This window comes from Algibacter sp. L1A34 (assembly GCF_009796805.1).
Taxonomy (GTDB): domain Bacteria; phylum Bacteroidota; class Bacteroidia; order Flavobacteriales; family Flavobacteriaceae; genus Algibacter.
Map to the genome: position 1 here is coordinate 568015 of NZ_CP047029.1, position 26268 is coordinate 594282.

The following is a 26268-nucleotide window of genomic DNA, read 5'->3' on the forward strand; positions in this document are numbered from 1 at the left end:
TTAGCTTAATATATAAAAGTAAACACTCTGGTTTTTACAATTAAAAAATAGATTGTTTTGTAGCCATATACCTCTGTTAACAAGAGCTATACTATATCGCGTTAGAATGTTACGATACCGTGCTAACATGTATTTCATCAGTCTTTATGGCTTTTCACCTATTCGTCGAATATTAGATAAAAAACAATACGTATTTCATCTAATATATCGGTAATAAACCCTGAAAATTAGATTATAAACACAGTTTTCACAAATTTAGCAACATAATGCTATTTGAAACAAAAAATAAATTAATTTTTAAGAACACCTAACTAACAGTTTACTAAAAGTTAAAACAAATATAACCACTCTCATTTCTATCAGGCTATATTGTTTATAACTCAAAGTGTTGTGACGTTTTATGAAAAAAATAATCACGTCTTTTCTATTTTTAACTATCTTTCTTGGTTACGCTCAAACCAAAGAAATAGACAGTCTGTTTATTGAACTCGCTTTTCAAAAACAAGACTCGACTAAAGTTGTACCATATTTACATTTAATTAAATCGCTGTATGCTTTAAAAGAGTATGATAGAGCAATGAAATATGTTCAAGCTAGTGAAAAGTTATCTTATTCCTTCAATTACAAAAAAGGTATTGCAGAAACAACATTTTACAAAGCACTTTACTATGCAGAAAAAAACGATTATATAAATGCGATAAGTGCTTTTGCAAAAGCGAAAAGTTTATTTACGGAACAACATGATGATATTGCCATTGCCAATATCAATAATAATATTGGGGTAATAGAAAGCGAGCGTGGTAACTTTACTAAAGGTATAGAACACTCCTTAGCAGCAATAAAAGTTCTAGAACAAAGTAACTTGAAAAAAGAACTTTGCCTAGCATACACTAATTTAGCCGATACTTACTACAAAATTAATAATCAAGAAGCAGCTATTAATTACAATTTAAAAGCTCTAACATTCCAAGAGCAATTAAAAGATTCAACAGAGATAAACAATACATATAAACGCCTTTCTAATCTTTATTATAATGAAAGCAACCATAAAAAATCTATTTATTATTTTGAAAAATCACTAAATATTAATAGTATCTCAGATACCTTACGCGCGTCGATATACCCTAAATTAGGTGGTGAATATTTAGCAACTAAAAACTACGCTAAAGCCACGAAATACTTAGTTAAAGGCTATAATTTAAACAGAAAAAGTAACAATAAACAAAATTTACTAACTGTACTAAATAATCTTGGTGATTTAAATTTACAAAAAAACCGTTTAAAAACGGCCAAAAAACAACTTATTGAAGCTGGCGAAATCGCAAAAGAATTAAATAATAAACCAGAACTACTTAAGCAATACAAATTAATGAAAGCTGTTGATTCTACTCAACGGAATTTCTATAATGCTTTTATCTGGCAAGGTAAATATTATGAATTAAAATCAGAGTTAGAATTACCTATTGAAGTTATAAATGCTCCTGTAATCAATGCTGCCTCTATAGATTTAAATTCTGAGTTTAATAAATTAGAGAGTCCTAGTCTAGCAAAAGGAATAACAACACCTAATAATGAGGAAACTGGAAGTAGATTAAAATTTAATCACTATAATTTCATTGTTTATTTTTTAATATTTTCACTTTGTATCGCTATTTTTATTCTAGTAATTCTATACATTAAACGTAATAATAATATTAAAATAATTGCAGATCTAGAAGAAAAAAAGAGCTCACTTGAATTAGAAAACACAGCATTTTTAGAAGAAACGCAAAATCTTGAAAATGTAATCAATGTAAAAGATAAATTATTTTCTATTATCTCACACGATTTAAAAGATTCCCTTTCATCCATAACAGGTTTTATAAACTTACTTAAAGACGGTTCTTTAACAAAAGAAGAGTTCGATACTTTAATTCCTGAGCTAAGTGAGAATGCAAATAATGCATCACTATTGCTTTTTAATTTATTGAATTGGTCTAAATCTCAAATGCAATCACTAGAGCCGAAGCCCTCTCTATTTGATGTCCAAGAAGTATTTAAAGATAAAGTACAACTTGTTGAACAACGAATGGAAAAGAAAGGTATTACTTTAATGAATAATTCACTCCGTGATTTTGCTTTTGCAGATAGAAGTATGTTTGAAATAGTGATACAAAACTTATTAGCAAACGCACTTAAATTTTGCAAAAAAGGCGATGTAATAAGCATAACAAACCATATAAACAATGGAAGTTGCATCGTGAGTATTGCTGATACAGGCATAGGCATACCAGAAGCAAACATCAATAAACTTTTTACAAGCACACCTTTTACAACCTCTGGAACAAATAATGAAAAAGGTACTGGTTTAGGCTTACCTATTTGTAAAGAGCTTATTGAACTTAACAATGGTAAAATTTGGGTAGAAAGTATGGTAAACGTAGGTAGTACTTTTTATATTCAGCTTCCTAAATCAAAACCTTTAGAATAAGCTTAAGCTTTTGGCAAAAATACTTCGGCCATCATACAGCGTGCACTTCCTCCTCCACAAAATTCAATAGTACTTAATGAGCTCGACAATATTTTATTATGCTGCTCTAAGCTCTTTATTTGCTGCTTTGTTAAACTATCATAAGCTGCTTGGCTCATAATTAAATAAGCTTCATTATTGTTACCTTTAACTTGCAGCATATTTCCAGCGAAATTATTAACCTGAGCTTCGGTAATATCTATAATGGCCTTCCCATCATCTTTTAAATGTTTAATTACATTTTTACGTTCCTTTTTATCATCAATACTGCTTAAACAAATTACAGCAAAAGTTTCTCCAACACACATCATAACGTTGGTATGATAAATAGCTTTCCTTTTTCCTTCAACAGTTTGATTCGCATTAAAAATAACAGGAAAAAACTCAAAGTCTTCACAGAATTCTATAAATAAATCTTCGTCGGCTCTTGGGGATAACGCACAATAAGCCTTACGATTTACACGATCTAGAATTACACTTCCTGTTCCTTCTAAAAAAACATCTTCATCTTCAGCTGTTGTATAATCTATAACGTTATTTATTACAAATCCATTTTCTTCGAGAGTTTCCAAAATATCTTCACGACGCTCTACACGACGATTTTCGGCAAACATAGGATATAAACCTACATTCCCATTTTCGTGAAATGACACCCAGTTATTAGGGAAAATAGAATCTGGTGTATCGGTATCCTCGGTATCATTAACTACGATTACGTTTACTCCAATGTTTCTTAATTTATCAACATAAATATCGAATTCCTGCTGAGCTTTTGCATTAACCGTTTTAGATAAAGTATTTTCTAAATCCTTTTGGTAATAATTATTTACAGCCGTTTGTTCATTCATCCTAAAATTAATCGGACGAATCATTAAAATAGTATTTGTAGTCTGTTGCATAATTTATGAAGAGTGTATTACAAAACTATGGTTATTTAAGAGATAAAAACAAGGTTTTATAAGATAAAATAATTGGTGTTAAAAGCTTTCAAAATTAATCTCGAATTAATGGCATTGTAGTACAACGTAATAAGCCTTCTTGCTTACTTATTTCAGTATACGAAACCTCTTCTACTATAAAACCCTCACTACGCAACCAAGTGTTTAAACGTGTGAAATTCTTATCAGAAACAATAACATCTTCCGAAATAGAGAACACATTACTATTCATCTGATACATTTCATCTTTCGTTATTTCGAAAACCTTGTCCTTTCCGAAGAAATCAACTAACCATTCGTATTCCTTTTCAACCAAAAAACCGTTTTTATGGATTATGGCTTTATCTTTTCCTATGGGTTGGAAGCAACAATCTAGATGAAGTGCATTTTCTTTAGCGACAGTGTTCGATTTTCGAAGCTCAAAAGACTTTACTATTTTCTCTGGAAACAATTCTTGTATTGCAATAACAGCGTCCATATTTGTACGCGCGGTTATTAAATCTGGATAATCATCACCAGAATAAGTTCCAATAAAAATATAACCATTCCACGGCATCACATCTCCACCCTCAACATGGCACTCTTCTGGAAGTATAATTCTGTTTTCACTTTCAACTTGATCCCAAACATAATGAATAGCCTCAACTTCTTCTTCCCTATTAGGTAAAATATTAGCCCTAATTATCTTATCTTCAATTACAAAAGCGATGTCCCGAGAAAATATCTGGTTACAATCCTTAATAACATTTGGGCGGTAAACCTTGACTTCATATTTCTTAAAAACTTCAGCAACTTCATCCAATTCAGAAATCATATCAACTTCTTTAGGATAAGTACCTGCCAATACATGTTCCACACTTTTAGGGTCGTAGCAATCTTCTACTGCCGGAACTGATCCATTACTTTCTGCTATACCTAAAATAACGGCACGCAGTCTTGACGTTTCGTTTTTAACATTTAATTCTATCATTCGGTAAATATAAAAAAAGCTCCATAACAATTAAGTTATGAAGCTTTCTTTATTTTTTAAAAGATGTTATTTTATCTTTTTTCTACAGGAACAAAACTTCTTAAAGTTTTACCTACATATAATTGTCTTGGGCGACCAATTGGCTCTTTGTTTAAACGCATTTCACGCCATTGAGCAATCCAACCTGGTAAGCGTCCTAAAGCGAACATTACAGTAAACATATCTGTTGGGATACCCATAGCTCTATAGATAATTCCTGAATAGAAATCAACGTTAGGATATAAATTTCTATCAACAAAGTACTTATCTTCTAAAGCTTCTTTTTCAAGACCTTTTGCAATAGACAAGATAGGATCATCGACACCTAAATCATCTAAAACTTCATCGGCAGCTATTTTAATAATTTTTGCACGTGGATCGAAGTTTTTATAAACACGATGCCCAAAGCCCATTAGACGAAAAGGATCATTTTTATCTTTAGCTTTTGCCATGTATTTTTTAGTATCTCCATCATCAGCTTTTATAGCTTCCAGCATTTCTAAAACGGCTTGATTAGCACCACCATGAAGTGGTCCCCATAATGCAGAAATACCAGCAGAAATTGATGCAAATAATCCGGCATGCGATGAACCAACAATTCTAACCGTAGATGTAGAACAGTTTTGCTCGTGATCTGCATGTAAAATTAATAGTTTATCTAAAGCATTAATTAAAACTTCATCATGTACATACTCTTCATTAGGTTGTTTAAACATCATTTTAAGAATGTTTTCCACGTAACCTAAATTCTTGTCACCATAATCAAGCGGTAAGCCACTCTTTTTACGCATGGTCCATGCTACTAATACAGGAAATTTACCTAATATTTTTACGATGGTATGATACAAATCTTCTTCGGAATCCACATTAACTGAACTTGGATTAAAAGCTGTTAACGCACTCGTTAAAGATGATAAAACACCCATTGGGTGTGCAGATTTTGGGAAAGCGTCTAAAATTTTATGAACGTCCTCATCAACTATTGAGTTTTTCTTGATATCATCATGAAACTTTTCAAGTTGCTCTTTATTTGGAAGTTCTCCAAAAATTAGAAGAAAAGCAACCTCTAAAAAATCAGCTTTTTCAGCTAATTCTTCGATAGAATAACCTCTGTAACGCAAAATACCTTTTTCGCCATCTAAAAATGTTATAGCACTTTCACACGATCCTGTATTCTTAAAACCTGGATCTAAGGTGGTTACACCACCTGTTACGCTTCTAAACGTTTTAATATCCATGGCTACTTCATCTTCCGTTCCTGTAATTAAAGGAAACTCGTGTTTTTTGCCGTTTATTTCTAGTATAGCTTTATTTGACATAGTTTTATAAAAAAATTTAATTTAAGTTGGGCTAATTTACAAAATATCTGCTTATTTATTTTAGAATATCGCAAACCATTTCGTCATTTTAAGAATTATTAACAACAATAGTCAATAAAAAAGCGATTATTAAAAAAATAATCGCTTTTGATATATAAACTTAAAAAATGTGGTTTATTTTACTTTGAATGCATTTTCTTGAGGAAAATAAGCTACTTCACCCAATTCTTCTTCAATACGAAGTAATTGATTGTATTTAGCCATACGATCACTACGTGAAGCAGATCCTGTTTTAATTTGACCACAATTAAGCGCTACTGCTAAATCTGCAATAGTTGTATCTTCAGTTTCTCCAGAACGGTGAGACATTACAGTTGTATAACCAGCATTTTTAGCCATGTTTACAGCAGCAATAGTTTCAGTTAAAGAACCAATTTGGTTTACTTTAATCAAGATTGAATTAGCAATACCTTCTTTAATACCACGAGCTAAACGCTCTACGTTAGTTACAAATAAATCATCACCAACTAATTGTACTTTATCTCCAATTAATTCAGTAAGGTATTTAGTTCCTTCCCAATCGTTTTCATCCATTCCGTCTTCAATAGAAATAATTGGATACTTAGCAGCCAATTCAGCTAAATATTCAGCTTGTTCTTTTGAAGTTCTAATCATACCTTTATCTCCTTCGAATTTAGTATAATCATATTTTCCATCAACAAAAAATTCTGCAGAAGCACAATCTAAAGCAATTTTCACTTCGTCACCAAATTTATAACCTGCATTTTCAACCGCTTTTGCAATAGTTTCTAAAGCATCTTCTGTTCCGCCTGGTAAATTAGGAGCAAAACCACCTTCATCACCAACAGCAGTACTTAAATCTCTATCGTGTAATACTTTTTTAAGGTTATGGAAAATTTCAGTTCCCATTTGCATAGCATGTGTAAAGTTTTTAGCTTTAACAGGCATGATCATAAATTCTTGAAACGCAATTGGAGCATCACTATGAGAACCACCGTTAATAATGTTCATCATTGGTAATGGTAACGTATTAGCAGAAACACCACCTACGTAACGGTATAAAGGTAAACCTAACTCACCAGCTGCAGCTTTAGCAACCGCTAAAGACACACCTAAAATAGCATTGGCACCTAATTTTGATTTGTTTGGAGTTCCGTCCAACTCAATCATCATCTTATCGATTAGATTTTGTTCGAATACAGAAACACCTAATAATTCTTGAGCAATAATAGAATTAACATTGTCAACGGCTTTTAAAACACCTTTGCCCATGTATGCATTACCACCATCTCTTAATTCAACGGCTTCATGCTCTCCTGTAGATGCGCCAGATGGCACAGCAGCTCTTCCTAAAACATCGTTTTCTGTTACAACATCTACTTCAACAGTAGGATTTCCTCTAGAATCAAAAATTTGTCTAGCATGGATATTAATTATTATGCTCATAATTTTGTTTTTTTAGTCTTATTATTACTTCAAATTTACGGTTTAATCTTGTGAATTTTTATATGTTTTTAAATAAATTTATAAAAACACTTCTACAACGTTTTAGTAAAAGAAAACCTCATATAACGTATAGATTATTTGAGGTTTTCTTTTATTTAAAATAATTATTTATTTTTTATATTTTCGATAAATTGATCGAATAAATATTCAGAATCATGAGGTCCTGGACTAGCTTCTGGATGATATTGAACTGAGAAACAATTCTTATCTTTCATTGCTAAACCTGCAACCGTATCATCGTTTAAATGAAGATGAGTAATCTCTAAATCTAGATTAGCTTCAGCTTCTTCTCTATTAACTGCAAAACCGTGATTTTGAGATGTAACTTCACCTTTACCAGTAATTAGATTTTTAACAGGATGATTTATGCCTCGGTGCCCGTTATGCATTTTATAGGTTGAAACCCCATTCGCCAATGCAATAACTTGATGCCCCAAACAAATACCGAATAAAGGCAAATTACGTTTTATAATTTCTTTTGCCACAGCTTGCGCATCTACCAATGGTTCTGGATCACCAGGGCCATTTGATAAGAAATATCCATCTGGATTGAAAGCTTGCAAATCTTCAAATTTAGCATTGTATGGAAACACTTTAATGTAAGCATCTCTTTTAGCAATATTTCTAAGGATATTCTTTTTAATTCCAATATCTAAAGCAGCTACTTTATATGTTGCATTTTCATCACCATAAAAGTATGGTTCCTTTGTAGAAACCTGTGATGCCAACTCTAAGCCTTCCATATTAGGTTGTTCTGCTAACTGTTTTTTTAAACCTTCAACATTATCTACTTCCGTAGAAATAACCGCATTCATAGCACCATTATCACGAATATAACTTACTAAAGCACGTGTATCGACATCCGAAATCGCAAGTAGATTATTTTTATCCAAAAATTCTTCTAATGAAGCATCAGAATCATCTCTAGAATATTCGTAACTAAAATTTTTAACGATAAGCCCTGCTATTTTAATAGAATCAGATTCTACTTCATTTGCGTTCGTTCCATAATTACCAATATGTGCATTGGTAGCTACCATTAACTGGCCATAATACGAAGGATCGGTAAAAATTTCTTGATAACCTGTCATTCCAGTGTTAAAACATACTTCTCCAAATGCAGTGCCTTGCTTGTTAGCTACTGCTTTACCGTAAAAAATGGTACCATCTGCTAATATGATGATAGCTTTTTGTCTTTTTTGATATTTCATATAGTTGAGATAAAATTCCTTGTATAAGGAACAAAAGTTTTACAAATTTGCACAAAAAAAAGGATAAACTAAAATAGTTTATCCTTAATATATTAAATGCTTATTAACATTTATTCTTCTTCGTTTGAAGTTTTAGTTTCAACAGGAGCAGCTGCTGGCTTAGCGCCACCTCTTCTACTTCTTCTTGTTGTTTTCTTCTTGCCTTTATCTGCGTTATAAATCTCGTTGTAATCAACAAGCTCTATCATTGCCATATCAGCATTATCACCTAAACGATTTCCAAGTTTAATAATTCTTGTATATCCACCTGGTCTGTCAGCTATTTTAGCAGCAACATCTCTAAATAATTCTGCTACAGCTTCCTTTTGTCTTAAACGAGCCATCACAATACGTCTGTTATGTGTTGTATCAACTTTAGACTTAGTAATCATTGGCTCAACAAATTGCTTTAAAGCTTTTGCTTTTGCAACTGTTGTGTTAATACGTTTGTGCTCTATTAAAGAACAAGCCATATTAGCTAACATTGATTTTCTGTGGGCAGTTTTTCTACCTAAGTGGTTTATTTTTTTTTCCGTGTCTCATGACATTTGTTTTATCATCTTGCTACTAAACTCGACATCGAGGAGCAAAAAATGATTAATTAATCTTTATCTAATTTGTATTTACTTAAATCCATTCCGAAGTTTAAACCCTTAACATTTACAAGCTCTTCAAGCTCTGTTAAAGACTTTTTTACCAAAGTTTCTGAATTTCATTAAATCGTTTTTATTGAAAGATACTAAATCACCTAAAGTATCTACTTCGGCAGCTTTTAAACAATTAAGAGCACGTACAGATAAATCCATATCGATTAACTTAGTTTTAAGTAACTGACGCATGTGAAGAGATTCTTCATCATAAGTTTCAGTTTGTGCAATTTCATCAGCTTCTAAAGTGATACGCTCATCAGAGAATAACATGAAGTGGTGAATTAATGTTTTAGCTCCTTCCGTTAAAGCGTCTTGTGGAGTAATAGATCCATCTGTAATGATTTCAAAAACTAATTTTTCGTAATCAGTTTTTTGTTCAACACGATAATTTTCTATACTATACTTAACATTCTTTATTGGTGTATATATTGAATCGGTAAAAATAGTGCCAACTGGTGCTGAAGCTTTTTTGTTCTCTTCTGCAGGAACATATCCTCTTCCTTTTTCAATTGTAATTTCCATATTGAAATTTACTTTTGGATCTAAGTTACAGATAACTAATTCTGTATTTAATACTTGGAAACCAGAGATAAACTTCTGAAAATCACCAGCTGTAATTTTATCTTGACCAGAAATTGAAATAGAGATAGACTCGTTATCAATATCTTCAATTTGTCTTTTAAAACGAGCTTGTTTTAAGTTTAAGATGATTTCTGTTACATCTTCCACTACTCCAGGAATTGCTGAAAACTCATGATCTACACCTTCTATCCTAACAGACGTTATAGCAAAACCTTCTAAAGAAGATAATAAAACTCTTCTTAGTGCATTACCAACTGTTAGACCGTAACCTGGTTCTAATGGTCTGAATTCGAATTTACCTTCGAAATCAGTAGAATCAATCATGATTACTTTATCAGGTTTCTGAAAATTAAATACTGCCATATTTTTCTTCGTTTTAATTGTTATTTAGTTGCGCGATTTAAAAGTATGAAGAAGACTAACAAATCCTTTGGCTAAATACCAATATAATTAATTATTATTTAGAATATAATTCGACGATGAATTGCTCGTTGATGTTTTCTGGAATTTGGATTCTAGCAGGAACAGAAACATAAGTACCTTGCATAGTAGCTGTATTCCAAGTAATCCATTCGAATACTTGACTTGAGTTTGAAAGTGATCTATCGATCGCTTCAAGTGATTTAGACTTTTCTCTAACAGCAACAACATCTCCAGATTTTAAAGAGTAAGAAGGTATGTTTACCAATTCACCATTAACTGTAATGTGTCTGTGAGATACTAATTGTCTAGCAGCACTTCTTGTTGGAGAAATTCCCATTCTAAATACTACGTTGTCTAATCTAGACTCGCAAAGTTGTAATAAAACTTCACCTGTAATACCTTGAGCAGCTCTTGCTTTCTTAAATAAACCTCTAAATTGACGTTCTAATATACCATAAGTATATTTAGCCTTTTGCTTTTCCATTAATTGGATTGCATATTCAGATTTTTTTCCACGACGTCTTGCGTTTCCGTGTTGTCCAGGAGGATAATTTCTTTTTTCAAAAGATTTATCTTCTCCAAAAATTGCCTCGCCAAATTTACGAGCTATTTTAGTTTTAGGACCAGTATATCTTGCCATAATAAATTGATTTTAAGAGTGATTATGAATTAAGGTCTTAATCTTATCCTTCGATAATCGTTGATCTCTTTTATTGATACTTGTTAATAATTTCAGTTTGCAAATTTACACAAAAAATTAATACCACCTACATACAAGGTGATATCAATTTTTTATACTTGCTTAATTTAAAGCACGCTATTTAAAACGTGATTAAACTCTTCTTCTTTTTGGAGGACGACATCCATTATGTGGTAATGGTGTAACATCAATAATTTCTGTTACTTCAATACCTGCATTATGAATAGAACGAATAGCAGATTCTCTACCATTTCCTGGTCCTTTAACATAAACTTTAACTTTCTTTAAGCCAGCTTCTGTTGCTACTCCTGCAGCATCTTCAGCAGCTAATTGAGCAGCATAAGGTGTGTTTTTCTTAGATCCTCTAAATCCCATTTTACCAGCTGAAGACCATGAAATTACGTCTCCTTTTTTGTTGGTAAGTGAAATAATGATGTTATTGAAAGAAGCTGTAACGTGTGCTTCTCCAACCGCATCAACAATAACTTTACGTTTTTTTGTGCTTGTTTTTGCCATTTTCTTTTAGCTTTTAGTTTTAGTGATAGTCGCTAGAATCCTAAACTATTATAATTTCAAACAGATTCCTTCCAACGTCTAAATACCAAAGACTAATTATTATTTAGTTGCTTTCTTCTTATTAGCAACAGTTTTTCTTCTACCTTTTCTGGTTCTAGAGTTGTTCTTAGTACGTTGTCCTCTTAAAGGAAGACCAGATCTATGACGAATACCTCTGTAACATCCAATATCCATTAATCGCTTAATGTTTAATTGTGTTTCAGAACGTAATTCACCTTCAATTGTAAACGTTCCAACAGCATCACGAATGGCTGCTATTTGGTCATCATTCCAATCTTGAACTTTAATACTTTCATCAACTTTAGCTTCAGCTAAAATTTCTTTTGATCTACTTCTACCTACTCCGTAGATATAAGTTAAGGAAATTACTCCTCTCTTGTTTTTCGGTATGTCTACACCTGCAATTCTTGCCATAATTACCCTTGTCTTTGTTTAAATCTAGGATTCTTTTTGTTTATCACGTAAAGTCTGCCTTTTCTGCGTACGATCTTGCAATCTACACTTCTTTTTTTAATTGATGCTCTTACTTTCATCGTATTCGTATTAGTATCTATAAGTTATTCGAGCCTTAGTTAAATCATAAGGACTCATTTCTAATTTCACTTTATCTCCTGGTAATAACTTAATGTAATGCATACGCATTTTACCTGAGATGTGTGCTGTCACAATGTGACCGTTTTCTAATTCCACTCGGAACATCGCATTAGATAATGCTTCAATAATTGTTCCGTCTTGCTCTATTGCTGCTTGTTTTGCCATAGTATATATTAAGCTACTGCTTTTCTATTTTTACCTGTCTTCATCAAACCATCATAATGTCTATTTAACAAATAAGAATTTATTTGTTGCATAGTATCAATCGCAACACCAACCATAATTAACAGTGATGTACCTCCGAAAAATAAAGCCCAACCTTGTTGCACACCCATTAGCTTAACAATAAAAGCTGGAAATACAGCTAGAACTGCTAAAAATATAGAACCCGGTAAAGTTATCTGAGACATTATTTTATCTAAATACTCCGATGTTTCTGATCCTGGACGTATACCGGGAATAAATCCACCGCTACGTTTTAAATCGTCTGCCATTTTGTTCGTTGGAACAGTAATTGCCGTATAAAAATATGTAAAAACAATAATTAATAAAGCAAAAGTCACGTTGTACCAAAAACCAAATATATCCGAATAGTTAGTCTGCATCCATATGCCGGTTGCTGTTTCCTTAAGGAATGAAGAACCACCAATTAAACTAGGAACAAACATAATAGCCTGAGCAAATATAATTGGCATTACACCAGATGCATTAAGCTTTAAAGGAATATACTGTCTTGATCCAGCCATAGCAGCTTTTTCATAACCACCAGTCGCAGTTCTCCTAGCGTATTGCACTGCAATCTTTCTAACCCCCATAACTAACATGATAGAGCCAAGAATAATTACAAACCAAATAACTAATTCAAAAAGAATAAGCATTACATTGTTTCCTTCTAATCTAGTAGCAGCATTCTGTAAAAACACTTGCGGTAATCTTGCGATAATACCAACCATAATTAAAAGAGAAATACCATTACCAATACCTTTATCCGTAATCTTTTCTCCTAACCACATAGCAAATATACAGCCAGTAACTAGAATTGATACAGATGAGAAATAAAATAATGGTCCTTGTCCTAATAAGAACGCTGCTTCAGGAATACCTAAAGCTGGTAAGCTAGCTAAATACCCTGGTGCTTGTAGTAAACAGATCGCTATAGTTAACCAACGTGTAATTTGAGTGATTTTCTTTTGACCACTTGCGCCTTCCTTTTGTAATTTCTGCAAATAAGGAATCGCAATTCCCATTAACTGAACAACAATAGAAGCCGAAATGTAAGGCATGATACCTAAAGCAAATACCGAAGCATTAGCAAAAGCACCACCTGTAAAGGCATTAAGAATCCCTAATATTCCACTATCAGTTTTATCTGCTAAACTACCTAATAGCGTAGCATCAATTCCTGGTAAAACTATTTGAGCTCCAAAACGATAAACTAATAACAGACTTAATGTAATAAGAATTCTGTTTCTTAGCTCCTCTATTTTCCAAACATTTTTTAACGATTCTATAAATTTCATACTTAAAATAAGTCTTATAACGTTACAGCTTCTCCTCCAGCAGCTTCAATAGCAGCTTTTGCTGAAGCAGTAAACTTATGAGCAGTTACTTTTAATTTTGCCTTTAATTCTCCTCGTCCTAAGATTTTAACTAAATCGTTTTTATCTACTAAACGGTTTGTGAATAAAGTTGCAAAATCAACTGTACCTTCAATTTTCTTGTCATCAACCAATTGTTGCAAAGTATCTAAATTGATACCTTGGTGTTCAATACGATTAATATTAGTAAAACCAAATTTAGGAACACGTCTTTGAAGAGGCATTTGACCACCTTCAAAACCTAATTTCTTAGAATAACCAGAACGAGATTTAGCTCCTTTGTGACCACGTGTAGCGGTACCACCTTTACCAGAACCTTGTCCACGACCTATTCTTTTTCCTTGATTTTTTACTGAACCTTCTGCAGGTTTTAAATTACTTAAATCCATTTTCAGTTATATTATTTTGTTTCTTCAACAGAAACTAAATGTGAAACTTTAGCAACCATACCAAGAATATTTGGTGTAGCCTCATGCTCTTTTACCTGACCAATCTTTTTAAGACCAAGAGCTTCTAAAGTTCTTTTTTGTCTTAGCGTACGATTGATTGCGCTTTTAACTTTTGTTACTTTAATTTTTGCCATCTCTGTCGTTATTAAGCGTTAAAAACTTGTTGAAGTGAAATACCTCTATCTCTTGCAATGGCATTCGCATCTCTTAATTGTAATAAAGCATCAAAAGTTGCTTTTACTACATTATGAGGGTTTGAAGAACCTTGAGATTTTGATAATACATCATGAATCCCAACAGCCTCTAATACTGTACGTACAGCACCACCAGCAATTACACCTGTACCAGGAGCAGCAGGAATAATATTTACTCTTGCTCCACCATATTTACCTTTTTGTTCGTGAGGTAAAGTTCCTTTAATGATAGGAATTCTAACTAGATTTTTCTTAGCATCTTCAACTGCTTTTGCGATTGCACTAGCAACATCTTTAGATTTACCTAAACCTTGTCCTACAACACCAGCTTCATCACCAACCACAACGATTGCCGAGAAACCAAATGCTCTACCACCTTTAGTTACTTTAGTAACCCTTTGTACACCAACTAAACGATCCTTAAGATCTAATCCACCTGGTTTTACTAATTCTGCACTTTTAAATTTTTTCAACATAATTTCTTAAAATTTAAGTCCTGCGGCTCTAGCGCCATCAGCTAATGATTTAATTCTTCCGTGGTATAAATATCCACCTCTATCAAAAGCAATAGTTTCAACACCCGCTTTTAAAGCTTTTTCTCCTACTGCCTTACCAACTAGTTCAGCTATTTCAGATTTATTACCTTTAGCAATTATGTCTTTATCTCTTGAAGATGAAGATGCTAAGGTTTTACCCGTTACATCGTCAACCACTTGAGCATAAATTTCTTTATTACTTCTATAAACAGCTAATCTAGGTCTAGCTTCTGTTCCAGAAACTACCTTGCGAATTCTGTTTTTTATTCTTAGTCGTCTTTCGTTCTTTGTCAATGCCATAACTAATTTATTAAGCTGATTTACCTGCTTTTCTTCTTAATACTTCACCAACAAACTTCACACCTTTTCCTTTATAAGGCTCTGGTGGTCTAAATCCGCGGATCTTTGCAGCTACTTGACCAACTAATTGTTTATCGAATGATGTTAATTTTATAATTGGGTTTTTTCCCTTTTCTGAAATTGTTTCTAACGTTACTTCTGGAGCAATATTTAAAACAATATTATGAGAAAATCCTAAGGCTAAATCTAATTTTTGTCCTTGATTTGATGCTCTATAACCAACACCAACCAATTCTAATTCTTTAGTCCACCCTTTTGATACACCTTCTACCATGTTATTCATTAAAGATCTATATAAACCATGTTTAGCTTTTTGATCTTTAGTATCTGAAGAACGTGCTACCATCACTTTACCATCTTCTACTTTAATTTCGATAGAATCGTAATTTTGTGATAACTCTCCTAATTTTCCTTTTACAGTTACTACGTTATCTTTAACGTCTACTGTTACACCTTCTGGAATGGCTACTGGATTATTTCCTATTCTTGACATTTCTTTCTGGTTTAAAAATTAGTGAACGTAACATAATACTTCGCCACCTACATTATCTCTTTTGGCTTGTTTACCTGTCATTACTCCGTGAGAAGTAGAAACAATAGCAACACCAAGTCCATTCAAGATTCTAGGCATATCATTAGAACCAGAATACTTACGTAAACCTGGCGTACTAATACGTTGAAGTTTTTTAATTACAGGCTCTTTCGTGTCCTTATTATACTTAAGTGCTATTTTAATAGAACCTTGTACAGAAGTGTCATCAAATTTGTAACTTAAAATATATCCTTGTTCGAATAATATTTTAGTAATGTCTTTCTTTAAATTAGATGCTGGGATCTCTACCACTCTGTGGTTAGCACGCACGGCATTTCTAATTCTTGTCAAATAATCCGCAATTGGATCTGAGTACATAATGAATTGATTTTGTGATCTTGGTTTTCAACGTTGGTGTTGAACCTAAAATCTGATTATTTAAATAATATTACCAACTAGCTTTTCTTACACCAGGGATAAGACCTTGATTGGCCATTTCTCTGAATGTTACACGTGAAAGTCCAAAAGTTCTCATGTAACCTTTTGGTCTACCCGTTAATTTACATCTATTATGTTGACGAACAGGAGATGCATTTTTTGGTAACTTTTGTAATGCTTCATAATCGCCAGCTTCTTTTAAAGCTTTACGTTTCTCTGCATATTTAGCTACCGTTTTTGATCTTTTTACCTCACGGGCTTTCATTGATTCTTTAGCCATATCTTAGTTCTTTTGAAAAGGTAATCCTAATTCGGTTAATAATGATTTTGCTTCTTTATCAGTATCAGCAGTCGTTACAAATGTAATATCCATACCTGAGATTTTGTTCACTTTATCAATGTTTATCTCTGGAAATATAATTTGTTCAGTAACTCCTAAATTGTAGTTACCACGTCCGTCAAATCCTGTAGCTTTTATTCCGTTGAAATCTCTAACACGTGGAAGTGCAGAAGTAACTAAACGATCTAAAAACTCATACATACGCTCACCACGTAAAGTAACTTTTGCCCCAATTGGCATACCTTTACGTAATTTAAACGATGCAACATCCTTTTTAGATAATGTTGAAATAGCTTTTTGTCCGGATATAGTACTTAACTCTTCTACTGCGTAGTCGATTAGTTTCTTATCTGCAACGGCCGCACCTACACCCTTAGATATTACTATCTTAGAAAGTTTAGGAACTTGCATTACATTTTTATATCCAAATTCGTCTGTAAGAGCTGCAATTACTTTGCTTTTATACTCTTCTTTAAGTCTTGGTGAATATGCCATAACTATATTACTTCATTAGATTTTAATGAAAATCTTACTTTTTTGTCGCCTTCTACTCGGTATCCAATTCTCGTTGCTTCTCCTTTCGAAGTTAGCAAAGATAAGTTAGAAATATGAATAGCTGCTTCTTTTTCTACGATTCCTCCTTGAGGATTTTGTGCACTTGGTTTAGTATGTTTCTTCACCATGTTTACACCCTCAACAATCGCTTTGTTCTTTTCAATCAATACTTTTTGAACTGTACCTTCAGATCCCTTGTGATCTCCAGCAATAACTCTTACAGTATCTCCTGTTTTTATTTTAAGCTTTCCCATCTTAATATTTTCTGTATTAAAGCACTTCTGGTGCTAATGATACAATCTTCATGAATGATTTATCACGAAGCTCTCTAGCAACAGGACCAAAAACACGAGTTCCTCTCATCTCACCCGTTGGGTTTAATAAAACACATGCATTATCGTCAAATCTTATATAAGATCCGTCTGGTCTTCTTACTTCCTTCTTTGTACGCACAACTACTGCTGTAGACACGGCTTTTCTCTTAATGTTTCCATTAGGAGTTGCATCTTTAACAGAAACAACTATTTTGTCTCCTACAGAAGCATATCTTCTTTTAGTACCTCCTAAAACACGGATAACTAAAACTTCTTTTGCTCCAGTGTTGTCTGCTACTTTTATTCTTGATTCTTGCTGTAACATAATTATTTAGCTCTTTCTAGGATTTCTACTAATCTCCAGCATTTAGACTTAGATAAAGGTCTTGTTTCCATGATCTTTACTTTATCACCAATGTTGCAGTCGTTTGTTTCGTCGTGTGCTACGTACTTTTTCGTTTTTAATACGAATTTTCCATACATAGGATGTTTTACTTTTTTAACCTCTGCAACAACTATTGATTTTTGCATTTTGTTACTAGTAACAACTCCTATACGTTCTTTTCTTAAATTTCTTGTTTCCATCTTTCAGCAGAATTATTGTAATTCTCTTTTAGTTAATTCGGTCGCAATTCTAGCTACACTTCTTCTTATAGAACGTAATTGAATTGGATTTTCTAAAGGAGATATTGCATGAGCCAATTTTAGGTCTGAATAACTCTTTTTTGTTTCACCAAGTTTCTCTTGTAACTCGGCTACAGATAATTCTTTAATTTCTGATTGTTTCATAATATCAAATAAATTATGCTTCGTAATCTCTAGCGATTAAAAACTTAGTTTGTACAGGTAGTTTCTGTGCTGCTAAACGTAATGCTTCTTTTGCAACGTCTAAAGGCACTCCACCTATTTCAAATAATACTCTTCCTGGCTTAACAACAGCTACCCAATATTCAACGGCACCTTTACCTTTACCCATACGTACTTCAAGAGGTTTCTTTGTAATAGGCTTATCTGGAAATATTTTTATCCAAAGTTGCCCTTCTCTTTTCATGTAACGTGTAGCGGCAATACGAGCTGCTTCAATTTGACGTGATGTTAAAAAATTCGAGTCTAACGATTTTATTCCAAAAGTTCCACTTGAAAGTTGGTGCCCTCTTCCGGCATTACCTTTCATACGTCCCTTTTGTTGCTTACGAAATTTTGTTCTTTTAGGCTGTAACATTTTTCTTTATTTATAAAAAATTACTTTCTACGACGAGGTTTGTTATCTCTGTTTCCGCCACGTCCTCCGGCTCCACCTTTTCCTTGCTTCTTAGATAATCCAACAAGCGGAGAAAGTTCTCTTTTACCATATACTTCACCTTTCATGATCCATACTTTTACACCCAATCTACCATAAGTAGTGTGTGCCTCAACTAAAGCATAATCAATATCGGCTCTAAAGGTTGATAAAGGAATACGTCCTTCTTTGTAGTGTTCTGAACGTGCCATTTCTGCCCCGTTTAAACGTCCACTAATTTGGATTTTAATTCCTTCAGCATTCATACGCATTGTAGCAGCAATAGCCATCTTAATTGCACGTCTGTATGAAATTCTATTTTCAATTTGACGAGCGATGCTTGATCCTACTAAAAATGCATCAAGTTCAGGTCTTTTAATTTCAAAGATATTAATCTGAACTTCTTTTTCAGTAATCTTCTTAAGCTCTTCTTTTAACTTGTCTACCTCTTGGCCACCTTTTCCGATAATAATACCAGGTCTAGCAGTAGTGATAGTAACGGTTACAAGTTTAAGAGTTCTTTCGATAATTACTCTACTTACACTAGCTTTAGATAAACGCGCGTGAACGTATTTTCTAATTTTATCGTCTTCGGCAAGCTTATCTCCATAATCATTACCTCCGTACCAGTTAGATTCCCATCCTCTGATAATACCTAAGCGATTTCCGATTGGATTTGTTTTTTGTCCCATATCTATCTTAGCTTTGTGTGTTGTTTTTTGCTCCTACTACGATTGTTACGTGGTTAGAACGTTTTCTGATTCTGTGTGCACGACCTTGAGGTGCTGGACGTAATCTCTTTAACATAGATCCGCTGTCAACAGTTATCTCTTTCACGATCAATTCAGCCTCTTCAATGTTAGCTTCTTCGTTTTTAGCTTGCCAGTTTGCAATTGCAGACAGTAACAATTTCTCTAAACGTCCAGAAGCTTCCTTTTGGTTGAATTTTAAAATATTAAGTGCATGTTCTACCTTTTCGCCTCTTACTAAATCGGCTACTAAGCGCATTTTTCTCGGTGATGTAGGACAGTTATTAAGTTTAGCAAAAGCAACGTGTTTTTTTGCTTCCTTAATAGCGTCTGCCATTTGTTTTTTACGACTTCCCATAGCTTACTACTTTTTACCTTTATTTTTAGCACCTGCATGTCCACGGAATGAACGTGTTGGTGAAAATTCTCCTAATTTATGACCTACCATGTTTTCAGTAACATATACTGGAACAAATTGACGGCCATTGTGTACTGCGATAGTTTGTCCAACAAAATCCGGAGTAATCATAGAGGCTCTAGACCATGTTTTGATTACCGTTTTCTTGTTAGCTTCAACATTTACAGCTACTTTCTTTTCTAATTTATAATGAACGTAAGGTCCTTTTTTTAGTGATCTTGCCATGTCTTATTTCTTTCTACGTTCTACAATATATTTATTACTTGCTTTAGTCTTAGAACGGGTTCTGTAACCTTTAGCTGGAATACCGTTTCTAGAACGAGGATGTCCACCAGAAGATTTACCTTCACCACCACCCATTGGGTGATCGACTGGATTCATAACTACTGGTCTAGTACGTGGTCTTCTACCTAACCATCTTGTTCTACCTGCTTTACCACCTACTAATAATTGGTGATCAGAATTAGATACAACACCAATAGTTGCCATACAGTTAGCAAGAATTAATCTTGTTTCACCAGAAGGTAATTTTACCGTAGCAAATTTACCATCTCTTGCCATTAATTGAGCAAATGCACCAGCACTACGAGCCATAACAGCACCTTGACCTGGACGTAACTCTAAACAAGAAATTATAGTTCCTAATGGAATTTCACTTAATGGCATTGCATTTCCAATTTCTGGAGCAACACCTTCTTGACCAGATACTACATTTTGCCCAACCTGAAGTCCATTTTGTGCAATAATGTATCTTTTTTCGCCATCTTGATAATTCAATAATGCAATAAAAGCTGTTCTGTTTGGATCGTATTGAATTGAAGCAACTTCACCAGGAATACCAGCTTTGTCTCTTTTAAAATCGATAATACGATACTTTCTTTTATGACCACCACCAATGTAGCGCATAGTCATTTTTCCTTCACTGTTTCTACCACCAGATCTTTTGTTCGGAACGAGTAAACTCTTTTCCGGCTTATCAGTAGTAATAGCATCATAGCCGTTTACTACTCTAAATCGCTGTCCTGGGGTGATTGGTTTTAATTTTCTTACTGACATTTGTCTTTAATTACATGTTACTGTATAAATCAATCATTTCACCTTCCGCCAGTTGTACAATTGCTTTTTTAACTGCATTTGTTTTACCATGTTGAATACCAGTTTTAGTAAACTTGGTACTACGATCTGGACGGACATTTATAGTACGAACTTTTTCAACAGAAACACCATAAGCAGCTTCCACCGCTTTTTTGATTTCTACCTTGTTCGCCTTAGTCTTCACCGAGAACGTATAGCAGTTTCTCAACTCGCTATTAGCTGTCGCTTTTTCTGTGATTATAGGTTTAATTAAGATACTCATTGTTTCTATTTACTTAAATTTGTTTCAATTCCTGCTAAAGCGCCTTCTAAAAGAATCACTTGATTTGCGTTCAGTATTTTATAAGTACTTATTTCTGAAGAAGTTATCACCTCAGAGCCTTTTAAATTACGTGACGACAAATATACGTTTTTATTAGCCTCACCCAACACAAACAGTGACTTTTTGTTCTCTAAATCTAGAGCTTTTAAAACAGCTGTAAAGTTTTTAGTTTTTGGAGACTCAAAACTAAAGTCTTCTAAAACTACAATAGACTTCTCTCCTGCCTTAATACTAAATGCTGATTTACGAGCTAGTCTCTTAAGGTTTTTATTAAGTTTGAAGCTGTAATTTCTTGGTCTTGGACCGAACATACGACCACCACCTCTAAACACACCAGACTTAATAGAACCTGCACGAGCTGTACCAGTACCTTTTTGCTTTTTAATCTTACGGGTAGATCCAGAAATCTCAGCTCTTTCTTTAGCCTTGTGAGTTCCTTGACGTTGGTTTGCTAAGTATTGTTTAACATCCAAGTATACCGCGTGATTATTAGGCTCAATAGCAAACACATCGCTAGAAAGGTCTGCCTTTCTACCTGTGTCTTTTCCGTTTATATCTAAAACTGCTACTTTCATTATTTTCTAATAATTACATAAGAGTTTTTATGGCCAGGAACACATCCTTTAACCACAAGTAGGTTCTTTTCAGCAACTACTTTTAAAACTTTTAAATTTTGAACTTTAACTGTGTCTCCACCCATTCTACCTGCCATTTTCATGCCTTTAAAAACACGAGCAGGGTAAGATGCAGCTCCAATAGACCCCGGCGCTCTTAAACGGTTATGTTGACCGTGAGTAGCTTGACCTACACCACCGAAACCATGACGTTTTACAACACCTTGAAATCCTTTACCTTTTGATGTACCAGCAACGTCAACAAATTCGCCTTCGGCGAAATGATCAACAGTGATTGCATCACCTAATTTGTACTCCGAATCAAAACTTTTGAATTCAACGATTTTGCGTTTCACAGAAGTACCCGCTTTTTTAGCATGACCTAAGTCTGCTTTAGTAGCGCTTTTTTCTGTCGCGTCATCGAAACCAAGTTGAATAGCTGCATAGCCGTCAACCTCTTCAGTTCTGACTTGGGTAACGATACATGGTCCAGCTTCGATTACTGTACAAGGAATGTTTTTCCCGTTTTCATCGAAGATGCTGGTCATACCGATTTTCTTTCCAATTAACCCAGACATATTTAATTATTTATTAATGATTTACTATTTATTAAAAACATTTAAGGCTGAAAATACGTTTCAGCCTTGAAGTGTATTTTTACCGTTTTTCCCGCAACCGCATTGGTGGGACATGTAAATATGGAGCAAAACTCCCTATTTTGAGCATGCAAATGTAGAGTTTTATTTCGGTTTAAAAAAATGATTTTCAATTAATTCTGTATAAAAACATCATAACCATATTATTAATCTATTTTGTCTCAAAATCCAATATTTCTATCACCCTCCAAAAACATAGTAAAACCTGATGAAATCAATGTAAAATTTCGATTTCAAAAAAAAAAGCATCAGAATAAAATAATTATCCTGATGCCTCTAATTTTTATCTATACAAGTATAAACTTGTAATTAAACTATACTTTAATCTCTACTTCAACACCACTTGGCAACTCTAATTTCATTAAAGCGTCGATAGTTTTAGAAGATGAAGAGTAAATATCTAATAATCTCTTGTAAGAGCTTAATTGAAATTGTTCTCTCGACTTCTTGTTAACGTGAGGTGAACGTAATACAGTGAAAATTTTCTTGTGTGTTGGTAATGGAATTGGACCAGTTACAACAGCACCTGTACTTTTTACGGTTTTTACAATCTTATCAGCAGACTTGTCTACTAAGTTATGATCGTAAGACTTTAATTTTATTCTGATTTTTTGACTCATTTTCTTAACTTTTTAAGATTGTTCTCCTTTAGCAGCCTTAATCACTTCTTCAGATATATTAGAAGGTGTTTCAGCATAGTGTGAAAATTCCATAGTTGATGTTGCTCTACCAGAAGATAATGTTCTTAATGTAGTAACATAACCAAACATTTCTGATAATGGCACAGTAGCTTTTACAGTTTTTGCTCCAGCTCTATCACCCATATCACTCATTTGTCCACGTCTTCTGTTTAAATCTCCAACAATGTCACCCATATTTTCTTCAGGAGTAATTACCTCAAGTTTCATAATAGGTTCCATGATTACAGCTTTTGCAGCTTTAGCACAGTTTTTAAATCCTAATTTAGCTGCTAATTCGAAAGAAAGTTGATCCGAATCCACATCGTGGTAAGATCCATCTCTCAATGTTACTTTCATAGCATCTATTTCGTAACCTGCTAAAGGTCCGTTAACCATCGCCATTTTAAATCCTTTTTCAATTGAAGGTATAAATTCCTTAGGAACGTTACCACCTTTAATTACAGATTCAAATTGAAGTCCTACAACGCCTTCATCTGCTGGTCCAACCGTAAATACGATATCAGCAAATTTACCACGACCACCAGATTGTTTCTTATAAACTTCTCTATGATCCGCTACAGCTGTAATAGCCTCTTTATATTCAACTTGTGGTTGACCTTGATTAACTTCTACTTTAAACTCACGTCTTAAACGATCTACAATTACATCTAAGTGTAATTCACCCATTCCAGAAATAATAGTTTGTCCTGAAGCTTCGTCTGAACGTACAGTAAATGTAGGATCTTCTTCAGCTAATTTAGCTAAGCCCATTCCTAATTTATCAACATCAGCTTTAGTTTTAGGTTCCACTGCGATACCAATTACGGGATCAGGGAAGTCCATAGATTCTAAAACGATTGGGAATTTTTCAGCCGAAAGTGTATCTCCTGTTTTGATAGATTTAAATCCAACAGCAGCTCCAATATCTCCAGCTTCTATAAAATCAATTGCATTTTGCTTGTTAGCATGCATTTGGTAGATACGAGAAATACGCTCTTTTTTACCAGAACGGTTATTTAAAACGTAAGAACCCGCATCTAAACGACCAGAATACGCTCTAAAGAAAGCTAAACGACCTACGAAAGGATCGGTAGCAATTTTAAATGCTAATGCAGCGAAAGGTTCGTCTACACTTGGCTTACGCAATTCTTCTTTTTCTGTATCAGGATTCATCCCTACAATACCTTCTTTATCCATAGGAGAAGGTAAATAACGACATACAGCATCTAATAAGAATTGTACACCTTTATTTTTGAAAGCAGAACCACAAATCATTGGAATGATAGCCATATCCATTACAGCAGCTCTAAGTGCAGCATGCACTTCATCTTCTGTAATAGAATCTTCATCTTCCATGAATTTCTCTAGTAAGTCTTCATCATAACTAGCTACTTCTTCAATTAGCTTAGCACGTAGAATTTTTGCTTCTTCTTTAAGCTCTTCAGGAATATCAACAACATCAAATGTTGAACCCATTCCTTCTTCATGCCAAACAATAGCTCTGTTCTTAACTAAATCGACAATACCTTTAAAGTTTTCTTCGTCACCAATATTCAAAACAATAGGCACTGCATTAGAACCTAACATTTCTTTTACTTGGCCACAAACCATCATAAAATCAGATCCTTGACGGTCCATTTTATTAACGAATCCTATTCTTGGCACTTTATAGTTATCAGCAAGTCTCCAGTTAGTTTCAGATTGTGGTTCAACACCATCCACTGCACTAAATAAGAATACTAAACCATCAAGTACACGTAAAGATCTATTTACCTCTACAGTAAAATCTACGTGACCTGGTGTGTCAATAATATTAAAATGGTAGTCCTGAGCTTCCGCTGTTGGCTCACCATTTTCCATAGGGAATTTCCACTCACAAGTTGTAGCAGCAGACGTAATAGTAATACCACGTTCTTGCTCTTGCTCCATCCAGTCCATTGTTGCAGCACCATCATGTACTTCACCAATTTTATGAGAAACTCCTGTATAATAAAGAATACGTTCTGTAGTAGTGGTTTTTCCTGCATCAATATGTGCAGCAATACCAATATTTCTTGTTAATCTTAAATCTCTTGCCATGTTTTAGAATCTAAAGTGAGAGAATGCTTTATTTGCCTCTGCCATTTTGTGAGTATCTACTCTTTTCTTAACTGCTGACCCTTCTTCTTTAGCTGCTGCTAAAACTTCTGAAGCCAAACGTAAAGCCATAGATTTTTCGTTTCTTTTACGTGAATAGCTAATTAACCATTTCATTGCCGTAGATACTTTACGGTCTGGACGAATTTGCATTGGAATTTGGAATGTTGCTCCACCAACTCTACGACTACGTACTTCTACGTGAGGCATAACGTTAGATAAGGCATCTTTCCAGATCTCTAAAGCTGTTTTTTCTTCGTCTGTTTTCTTTTCTTCTACTATTGCGATTGCATCATAGAATACTTTAAAAGCTACCGACTTTTTTCCATCCCACATCATCATGTTAACGAAACGAGTTACTAACTGGTCGTTAAATTTAGGGTCTGGTAAAAGCGGTCTTTTTTTCGCTGCTCTTTTTCTCATTTCTTCTTCTTAAAGTTTTAATTACTTCTTAGGGCGTTTTGCTCCGTACTTAGATCTACGTTGTGTTCTACCTGCAACACCTGCTGTGTCTAAGGCACCACGAACGATGTGATATCTAACTCCTGGCAAATCTTTTACCCTTCCACCTCTAACCAATACTATCGAGTGCTCTTGTAAATTGTGTCCTTCACCACCGATGTATGCATTAACCTCGTTACCGTTTGTTAAACGAACCCTTGCTACCTTACGCATTGCTGAGTTAGGTTTTTTAGGTGTCGTTGTGTAAACACGAGTACACACACCACGTCTTTGTGGACACGAATTTAAAGCAGCCGATTTACTCTTCTTGGTTATTTTGGCTCTTCCTTTTCGTACTAATTGTGAAATTGTTGGCATATATTTCTATATAATATTTGTTAATCCTCTTCTTAGAGGGGTGCAAATGTAGTAATTAAAATTAATTATTCAAATCGTAATTCGTTAATTTTTAAGAGTTTTAGAAA

At 33.8% G+C, this 26268-nt stretch carries 36 protein-coding genes and 2 pseudogenes; 1 reads left to right on the forward strand and 37 read right to left on the reverse strand.

Translation table 11 applies throughout. From position 1 onward, the window contains the following. Window positions 1-400 precede the first annotated feature (400 nt). The gene (locus GQR97_RS02455) at window positions 401-2470 is read left to right on the forward strand and encodes an ATP-binding protein (protein ID WP_158844856.1); all 2070 of its coding nucleotides are present in this window, start codon (window positions 401-403) and stop codon (window positions 2468-2470) included. Window positions 2471-2472: 2 nt separating this feature from the next. Here the strand turns inward: GQR97_RS02455 and ctlX are convergent, their stop codons facing one another. The 37 genes and pseudogenes from ctlX to rpsL all read right to left on the reverse strand — a co-directional run bounded on the left by ctlX (window position 2473) and on the right by rpsL (window position 26161). Next, window positions 2473-3408, reverse strand: coding sequence for a citrulline utilization hydrolase CtlX (gene ctlX / locus GQR97_RS02460; protein WP_158844859.1), 936 nt, complete (start codon window positions 3406-3408; stop codon window positions 2473-2475). 94 nt (window positions 3409-3502) lie between these two features. Further along, entirely contained in the window at window positions 3503-4417 is a 915-nt protein-coding gene (locus tag GQR97_RS02465) for a dimethylarginine dimethylaminohydrolase family protein (protein ID WP_158844862.1), read from the reverse strand. A gap of 71 nt (window positions 4418-4488) precedes the next feature. Further along, window positions 4489-5775, reverse strand: a complete 1287-nt coding sequence (locus tag GQR97_RS02470; RefSeq protein ID WP_158844876.1) for a citrate synthase — start codon at window positions 5773-5775, stop codon at window positions 4489-4491. A gap of 174 nt (window positions 5776-5949) precedes the next feature. Next, the gene (gene eno / locus GQR97_RS02475; protein ID WP_158844879.1) at window positions 5950-7242 is read right to left on the reverse strand and encodes a phosphopyruvate hydratase; all 1293 of its coding nucleotides are present in this window, start codon (window positions 7240-7242) and stop codon (window positions 5950-5952) included. Window positions 7243-7406: 164 nt separating this feature from the next. Further along, window positions 7407-8513 carry a glutamine-hydrolyzing carbamoyl-phosphate synthase small subunit gene (gene carA / locus GQR97_RS02480; RefSeq protein WP_158844882.1) on the reverse strand — a complete coding sequence of 369 codons (1107 nt, stop codon included), beginning with the start codon at window positions 8511-8513 and terminating at the stop codon, window positions 7407-7409. Between the two features lie 110 nt (window positions 8514-8623). Beyond that, window positions 8624-9095, reverse strand: a pseudogene (gene rplQ, locus GQR97_RS02485) (50S ribosomal protein L17). A 58-nt stretch (window positions 9096-9153) separates the two neighbouring features. Further along, window positions 9154-10147: pseudogene (locus GQR97_RS02490) on the reverse strand (DNA-directed RNA polymerase subunit alpha). 94 nt (window positions 10148-10241) lie between these two features. Then, a complete protein-coding gene (gene rpsD, locus GQR97_RS02495; RefSeq protein WP_158844885.1) occupies window positions 10242-10847 on the reverse strand; it encodes a 30S ribosomal protein S4 in 606 nt (201 codons plus the stop codon). A 192-nt stretch (window positions 10848-11039) separates the two neighbouring features. Beyond that, entirely contained in the window at window positions 11040-11423 is a 384-nt protein-coding gene (gene rpsK, locus GQR97_RS02500) for a 30S ribosomal protein S11 (protein WP_042499157.1), read from the reverse strand. A gap of 99 nt (window positions 11424-11522) precedes the next feature. Further along, a complete protein-coding gene (gene rpsM / locus GQR97_RS02505) occupies window positions 11523-11897 on the reverse strand; it encodes a 30S ribosomal protein S13 (RefSeq protein ID WP_042499155.1) in 375 nt (124 codons plus the stop codon). Window positions 11898-11899: 2 nt separating this feature from the next. Continuing rightward, window positions 11900-12016, reverse strand: a complete 117-nt coding sequence (gene ykgO / locus GQR97_RS02510) for a type B 50S ribosomal protein L36 (RefSeq protein WP_083243899.1) — start codon at window positions 12014-12016, stop codon at window positions 11900-11902. 10 nt (window positions 12017-12026) lie between these two features. After that, entirely contained in the window at window positions 12027-12242 is a 216-nt protein-coding gene (gene infA / locus GQR97_RS02515; RefSeq protein ID WP_007094967.1) for a translation initiation factor IF-1, read from the reverse strand. 8 nt (window positions 12243-12250) lie between these two features. Further along, complete coding sequence (secY, locus tag GQR97_RS02520; RefSeq protein WP_158844888.1) at window positions 12251-13597, reverse strand: preprotein translocase subunit SecY; 1347 nt, start codon at window positions 13595-13597, stop codon at window positions 12251-12253. A gap of 14 nt (window positions 13598-13611) precedes the next feature. After that, window positions 13612-14064 (reverse strand): 50S ribosomal protein L15, encoded by a 453-nt coding sequence (rplO, locus tag GQR97_RS02525; protein ID WP_158844891.1) that lies wholly within the window; start codon window positions 14062-14064, stop codon window positions 13612-13614. A gap of 11 nt (window positions 14065-14075) precedes the next feature. Continuing rightward, the gene (gene rpmD / locus GQR97_RS02530) at window positions 14076-14258 is read right to left on the reverse strand and encodes a 50S ribosomal protein L30 (RefSeq protein ID WP_042499151.1); all 183 of its coding nucleotides are present in this window, start codon (window positions 14256-14258) and stop codon (window positions 14076-14078) included. Window positions 14259-14269: 11 nt separating this feature from the next. Continuing rightward, the gene (gene rpsE, locus GQR97_RS02535; RefSeq protein WP_158844894.1) at window positions 14270-14794 is read right to left on the reverse strand and encodes a 30S ribosomal protein S5; all 525 of its coding nucleotides are present in this window, start codon (window positions 14792-14794) and stop codon (window positions 14270-14272) included. Between the two features lie 6 nt (window positions 14795-14800). Then, window positions 14801-15154 (reverse strand): 50S ribosomal protein L18, encoded by a 354-nt coding sequence (gene rplR, locus GQR97_RS02540; protein ID WP_158844897.1) that lies wholly within the window; start codon window positions 15152-15154, stop codon window positions 14801-14803. 10 nt (window positions 15155-15164) lie between these two features. Further along, on the reverse strand, window positions 15165-15707 hold the full coding sequence (rplF, locus tag GQR97_RS02545; protein WP_158844899.1) for a 50S ribosomal protein L6: 543 nt from the start codon (window positions 15705-15707) through the stop codon (window positions 15165-15167). Between the two features lie 18 nt (window positions 15708-15725). Next, the gene (gene rpsH / locus GQR97_RS02550; RefSeq protein ID WP_158844902.1) at window positions 15726-16124 is read right to left on the reverse strand and encodes a 30S ribosomal protein S8; all 399 of its coding nucleotides are present in this window, start codon (window positions 16122-16124) and stop codon (window positions 15726-15728) included. Between the two features lie 70 nt (window positions 16125-16194). Beyond that, complete coding sequence (gene rpsN / locus GQR97_RS02555; RefSeq protein ID WP_158844905.1) at window positions 16195-16464, reverse strand: 30S ribosomal protein S14; 270 nt, start codon at window positions 16462-16464, stop codon at window positions 16195-16197. A gap of 3 nt (window positions 16465-16467) precedes the next feature. Next, window positions 16468-17019, reverse strand: coding sequence for a 50S ribosomal protein L5 (gene rplE, locus GQR97_RS02560; RefSeq protein WP_158844908.1), 552 nt, complete (start codon window positions 17017-17019; stop codon window positions 16468-16470). A 2-nt stretch (window positions 17020-17021) separates the two neighbouring features. After that, a complete protein-coding gene (gene rplX, locus GQR97_RS02565) occupies window positions 17022-17333 on the reverse strand; it encodes a 50S ribosomal protein L24 (protein ID WP_158844911.1) in 312 nt (103 codons plus the stop codon). Between the two features lie 16 nt (window positions 17334-17349). Then, window positions 17350-17718, reverse strand: a complete 369-nt coding sequence (gene rplN, locus GQR97_RS02570) for a 50S ribosomal protein L14 (protein ID WP_158844913.1) — start codon at window positions 17716-17718, stop codon at window positions 17350-17352. A 2-nt stretch (window positions 17719-17720) separates the two neighbouring features. After that, window positions 17721-17978 carry a 30S ribosomal protein S17 gene (gene rpsQ, locus GQR97_RS02575; protein ID WP_034043311.1) on the reverse strand — a complete coding sequence of 86 codons (258 nt, stop codon included), beginning with the start codon at window positions 17976-17978 and terminating at the stop codon, window positions 17721-17723. Between the two features lie 12 nt (window positions 17979-17990). Then, window positions 17991-18182: a 50S ribosomal protein L29 gene (gene rpmC / locus GQR97_RS02580; protein ID WP_069831954.1), complete on the reverse strand. Its 192-nt coding sequence runs from the start codon at window positions 18180-18182 to the stop codon at window positions 17991-17993. A 13-nt stretch (window positions 18183-18195) separates the two neighbouring features. Further along, window positions 18196-18615 carry a 50S ribosomal protein L16 gene (rplP, locus tag GQR97_RS02585; RefSeq protein WP_158844916.1) on the reverse strand — a complete coding sequence of 140 codons (420 nt, stop codon included), beginning with the start codon at window positions 18613-18615 and terminating at the stop codon, window positions 18196-18198. Between the two features lie 20 nt (window positions 18616-18635). Further along, window positions 18636-19364, reverse strand: coding sequence for a 30S ribosomal protein S3 (gene rpsC / locus GQR97_RS02590; RefSeq protein WP_042499130.1), 729 nt, complete (start codon window positions 19362-19364; stop codon window positions 18636-18638). A 7-nt stretch (window positions 19365-19371) separates the two neighbouring features. After that, the gene (gene rplV / locus GQR97_RS02595) at window positions 19372-19779 is read right to left on the reverse strand and encodes a 50S ribosomal protein L22 (protein ID WP_158844918.1); all 408 of its coding nucleotides are present in this window, start codon (window positions 19777-19779) and stop codon (window positions 19372-19374) included. 6 nt (window positions 19780-19785) lie between these two features. Continuing rightward, window positions 19786-20064 (reverse strand): 30S ribosomal protein S19, encoded by a 279-nt coding sequence (gene rpsS / locus GQR97_RS02600; RefSeq protein ID WP_044399704.1) that lies wholly within the window; start codon window positions 20062-20064, stop codon window positions 19786-19788. A gap of 3 nt (window positions 20065-20067) precedes the next feature. Then, window positions 20068-20895 carry a 50S ribosomal protein L2 gene (gene rplB, locus GQR97_RS02605; RefSeq protein WP_158844921.1) on the reverse strand — a complete coding sequence of 276 codons (828 nt, stop codon included), beginning with the start codon at window positions 20893-20895 and terminating at the stop codon, window positions 20068-20070. A 10-nt stretch (window positions 20896-20905) separates the two neighbouring features. Further along, window positions 20906-21196: a 50S ribosomal protein L23 gene (gene rplW, locus GQR97_RS02610; RefSeq protein WP_042499124.1), complete on the reverse strand. Its 291-nt coding sequence runs from the start codon at window positions 21194-21196 to the stop codon at window positions 20906-20908. A gap of 5 nt (window positions 21197-21201) precedes the next feature. Continuing rightward, the gene (rplD, locus tag GQR97_RS02615) at window positions 21202-21831 is read right to left on the reverse strand and encodes a 50S ribosomal protein L4 (RefSeq protein WP_158844923.1); all 630 of its coding nucleotides are present in this window, start codon (window positions 21829-21831) and stop codon (window positions 21202-21204) included. Next, a complete protein-coding gene (gene rplC / locus GQR97_RS02620) occupies window positions 21831-22448 on the reverse strand; it encodes a 50S ribosomal protein L3 (RefSeq protein ID WP_158844926.1) in 618 nt (205 codons plus the stop codon). The genes rplD and rplC overlap by 1 nt, the downstream gene beginning before the upstream one ends. Before the next feature lie 392 nt (window positions 22449-22840). Then, the gene (rpsJ, locus tag GQR97_RS02625) at window positions 22841-23146 is read right to left on the reverse strand and encodes a 30S ribosomal protein S10 (RefSeq protein ID WP_007650482.1); all 306 of its coding nucleotides are present in this window, start codon (window positions 23144-23146) and stop codon (window positions 22841-22843) included. A 12-nt stretch (window positions 23147-23158) separates the two neighbouring features. Further along, on the reverse strand, window positions 23159-25285 hold the full coding sequence (gene fusA, locus GQR97_RS02630) for an elongation factor G (RefSeq protein WP_158844929.1): 2127 nt from the start codon (window positions 25283-25285) through the stop codon (window positions 23159-23161). 3 nt (window positions 25286-25288) lie between these two features. Further along, window positions 25289-25765 carry a 30S ribosomal protein S7 gene (gene rpsG / locus GQR97_RS02635; protein WP_042499115.1) on the reverse strand — a complete coding sequence of 159 codons (477 nt, stop codon included), beginning with the start codon at window positions 25763-25765 and terminating at the stop codon, window positions 25289-25291. Between the two features lie 21 nt (window positions 25766-25786). Beyond that, window positions 25787-26161 (reverse strand): 30S ribosomal protein S12, encoded by a 375-nt coding sequence (rpsL, locus tag GQR97_RS02640; protein ID WP_042499114.1) that lies wholly within the window; start codon window positions 26159-26161, stop codon window positions 25787-25789. Window positions 26162-26268 lie beyond the last annotated feature (107 nt).

What these genes read in the sequence shown, in the direction of transcription:
- rpsH (WP_158844902.1), bottom strand. Translation starts at nt 16,124, where the DNA reads ATGTACTCAGATCCAATTGCGGATTATTTGACAAGAATTAGAAATGCC.
- rplP (WP_158844916.1), bottom strand. Translation starts at nt 18,615, where the DNA reads ATGTTACAGCCTAAAAGAACAAAATTTCGTAAGCAACAAAAGGGACGT.
- rpsN (WP_158844905.1), bottom strand. Translation starts at nt 16,464, where the DNA reads ATGGCTAAAGAATCAATGAAAGCCCGTGAGGTAAAAAGATCAAAAACG.
- fusA (WP_158844929.1), bottom strand. Translation starts at nt 25,285, where the DNA reads ATGGCAAGAGATTTAAGATTAACAAGAAATATTGGTATTGCTGCACAT.
- carA (WP_158844882.1), bottom strand. Translation starts at nt 8,513, where the DNA reads ATGAAATATCAAAAAAGACAAAAAGCTATCATCATATTAGCAGATGGT.
- rplR (WP_158844897.1), bottom strand. Translation starts at nt 15,154, where the DNA reads ATGGCATTGACAAAGAACGAAAGACGACTAAGAATAAAAAACAGAATT.
- infA (WP_007094967.1), bottom strand. Translation starts at nt 12,242, where the DNA reads ATGGCAAAACAAGCAGCAATAGAGCAAGACGGAACAATTATTGAAGCA.
- rplC (WP_158844926.1), bottom strand. Translation starts at nt 22,448, where the DNA reads ATGTCTGGGTTAATTGGAAAGAAAATCGGTATGACCAGCATCTTCGAT.
- rplB (WP_158844921.1), bottom strand. Translation starts at nt 20,895, where the DNA reads ATGTCAGTAAGAAAATTAAAACCAATCACCCCAGGACAGCGATTTAGA.
- secY (WP_158844888.1), bottom strand. Translation starts at nt 13,597, where the DNA reads ATGAAATTTATAGAATCGTTAAAAAATGTTTGGAAAATAGAGGAGCTA.
- rplO (WP_158844891.1), bottom strand. Translation starts at nt 14,064, where the DNA reads ATGGATTTAAGTAATTTAAAACCTGCAGAAGGTTCAGTAAAAAATCAA.
- rplV (WP_158844918.1), bottom strand. Translation starts at nt 19,779, where the DNA reads ATGGGAAGTCGTAAAAAACAAATGGCAGACGCTATTAAGGAAGCAAAA.
- ykgO (WP_083243899.1), bottom strand. Translation starts at nt 12,016, where the DNA reads ATGAAAGTAAGAGCATCAATTAAAAAAAGAAGTGTAGATTGCAAGATC.
- rpsQ (WP_034043311.1), bottom strand. Translation starts at nt 17,978, where the DNA reads ATGGAAACAAGAAATTTAAGAAAAGAACGTATAGGAGTTGTTACTAGT.
- eno (WP_158844879.1), bottom strand. Translation starts at nt 7,242, where the DNA reads ATGAGCATAATAATTAATATCCATGCTAGACAAATTTTTGATTCTAGA.
- rpsJ (WP_007650482.1), bottom strand. Translation starts at nt 23,146, where the DNA reads ATGAGTCAAAAAATCAGAATAAAATTAAAGTCTTACGATCATAACTTA.
- rplE (WP_158844908.1), bottom strand. Translation starts at nt 17,019, where the DNA reads ATGGCATATTCACCAAGACTTAAAGAAGAGTATAAAAGCAAAGTAATT.
- rpsG (WP_042499115.1), bottom strand. Translation starts at nt 25,765, where the DNA reads ATGAGAAAAAGAGCAGCGAAAAAAAGACCGCTTTTACCAGACCCTAAA.
- GQR97_RS02470 (WP_158844876.1), bottom strand. Translation starts at nt 5,775, where the DNA reads ATGTCAAATAAAGCTATACTAGAAATAAACGGCAAAAAACACGAGTTT.
- GQR97_RS02465 (WP_158844862.1), bottom strand. Translation starts at nt 4,417, where the DNA reads ATGATAGAATTAAATGTTAAAAACGAAACGTCAAGACTGCGTGCCGTT.
- rplF (WP_158844899.1), bottom strand. Translation starts at nt 15,707, where the DNA reads ATGTCAAGAATAGGAAATAATCCAGTAGCCATTCCAGAAGGTGTAACA.
- rpsK (WP_042499157.1), bottom strand. Translation starts at nt 11,423, where the DNA reads ATGGCAAAAACAAGCACAAAAAAACGTAAAGTTATTGTTGATGCGGTT.
- rplX (WP_158844911.1), bottom strand. Translation starts at nt 17,333, where the DNA reads ATGGGAAAGCTTAAAATAAAAACAGGAGATACTGTAAGAGTTATTGCT.
- rpmC (WP_069831954.1), bottom strand. Translation starts at nt 18,182, where the DNA reads ATGAAACAATCAGAAATTAAAGAATTATCTGTAGCCGAGTTACAAGAG.
- rpsL (WP_042499114.1), bottom strand. Translation starts at nt 26,161, where the DNA reads ATGCCAACAATTTCACAATTAGTACGAAAAGGAAGAGCCAAAATAACC.
- GQR97_RS02455 (WP_158844856.1), top strand. Translation starts at nt 401, where the DNA reads ATGAAAAAAATAATCACGTCTTTTCTATTTTTAACTATCTTTCTTGGT.
- rpmD (WP_042499151.1), bottom strand. Translation starts at nt 14,258, where the DNA reads ATGGCAAAAATTAAAGTAACAAAAGTTAAAAGCGCAATCAATCGTACG.
- ctlX (WP_158844859.1), bottom strand. Translation starts at nt 3,408, where the DNA reads ATGCAACAGACTACAAATACTATTTTAATGATTCGTCCGATTAATTTT.
- rpsM (WP_042499155.1), bottom strand. Translation starts at nt 11,897, where the DNA reads ATGGCAAGAATTGCAGGTGTAGACATACCGAAAAACAAGAGAGGAGTA.
- rplW (WP_042499124.1), bottom strand. Translation starts at nt 21,196, where the DNA reads ATGAGTATCTTAATTAAACCTATAATCACAGAAAAAGCGACAGCTAAT.
- rpsE (WP_158844894.1), bottom strand. Translation starts at nt 14,794, where the DNA reads ATGTTGAAAAAATTTAAAAGTGCAGAATTAGTAAAACCAGGTGGATTA.
- rplN (WP_158844913.1), bottom strand. Translation starts at nt 17,718, where the DNA reads ATGTTACAGCAAGAATCAAGAATAAAAGTAGCAGACAACACTGGAGCA.
- rpsC (WP_042499130.1), bottom strand. Translation starts at nt 19,364, where the DNA reads ATGGGACAAAAAACAAATCCAATCGGAAATCGCTTAGGTATTATCAGA.
- rpsD (WP_158844885.1), bottom strand. Translation starts at nt 10,847, where the DNA reads ATGGCAAGATATACTGGTCCTAAAACTAAAATAGCTCGTAAATTTGGC.
- rplD (WP_158844923.1), bottom strand. Translation starts at nt 21,831, where the DNA reads ATGAAAGTAGCAGTTTTAGATATAAACGGAAAAGACACAGGTAGAAAG.
- rpsS (WP_044399704.1), bottom strand. Translation starts at nt 20,064, where the DNA reads ATGGCAAGATCACTAAAAAAAGGACCTTACGTTCATTATAAATTAGAA.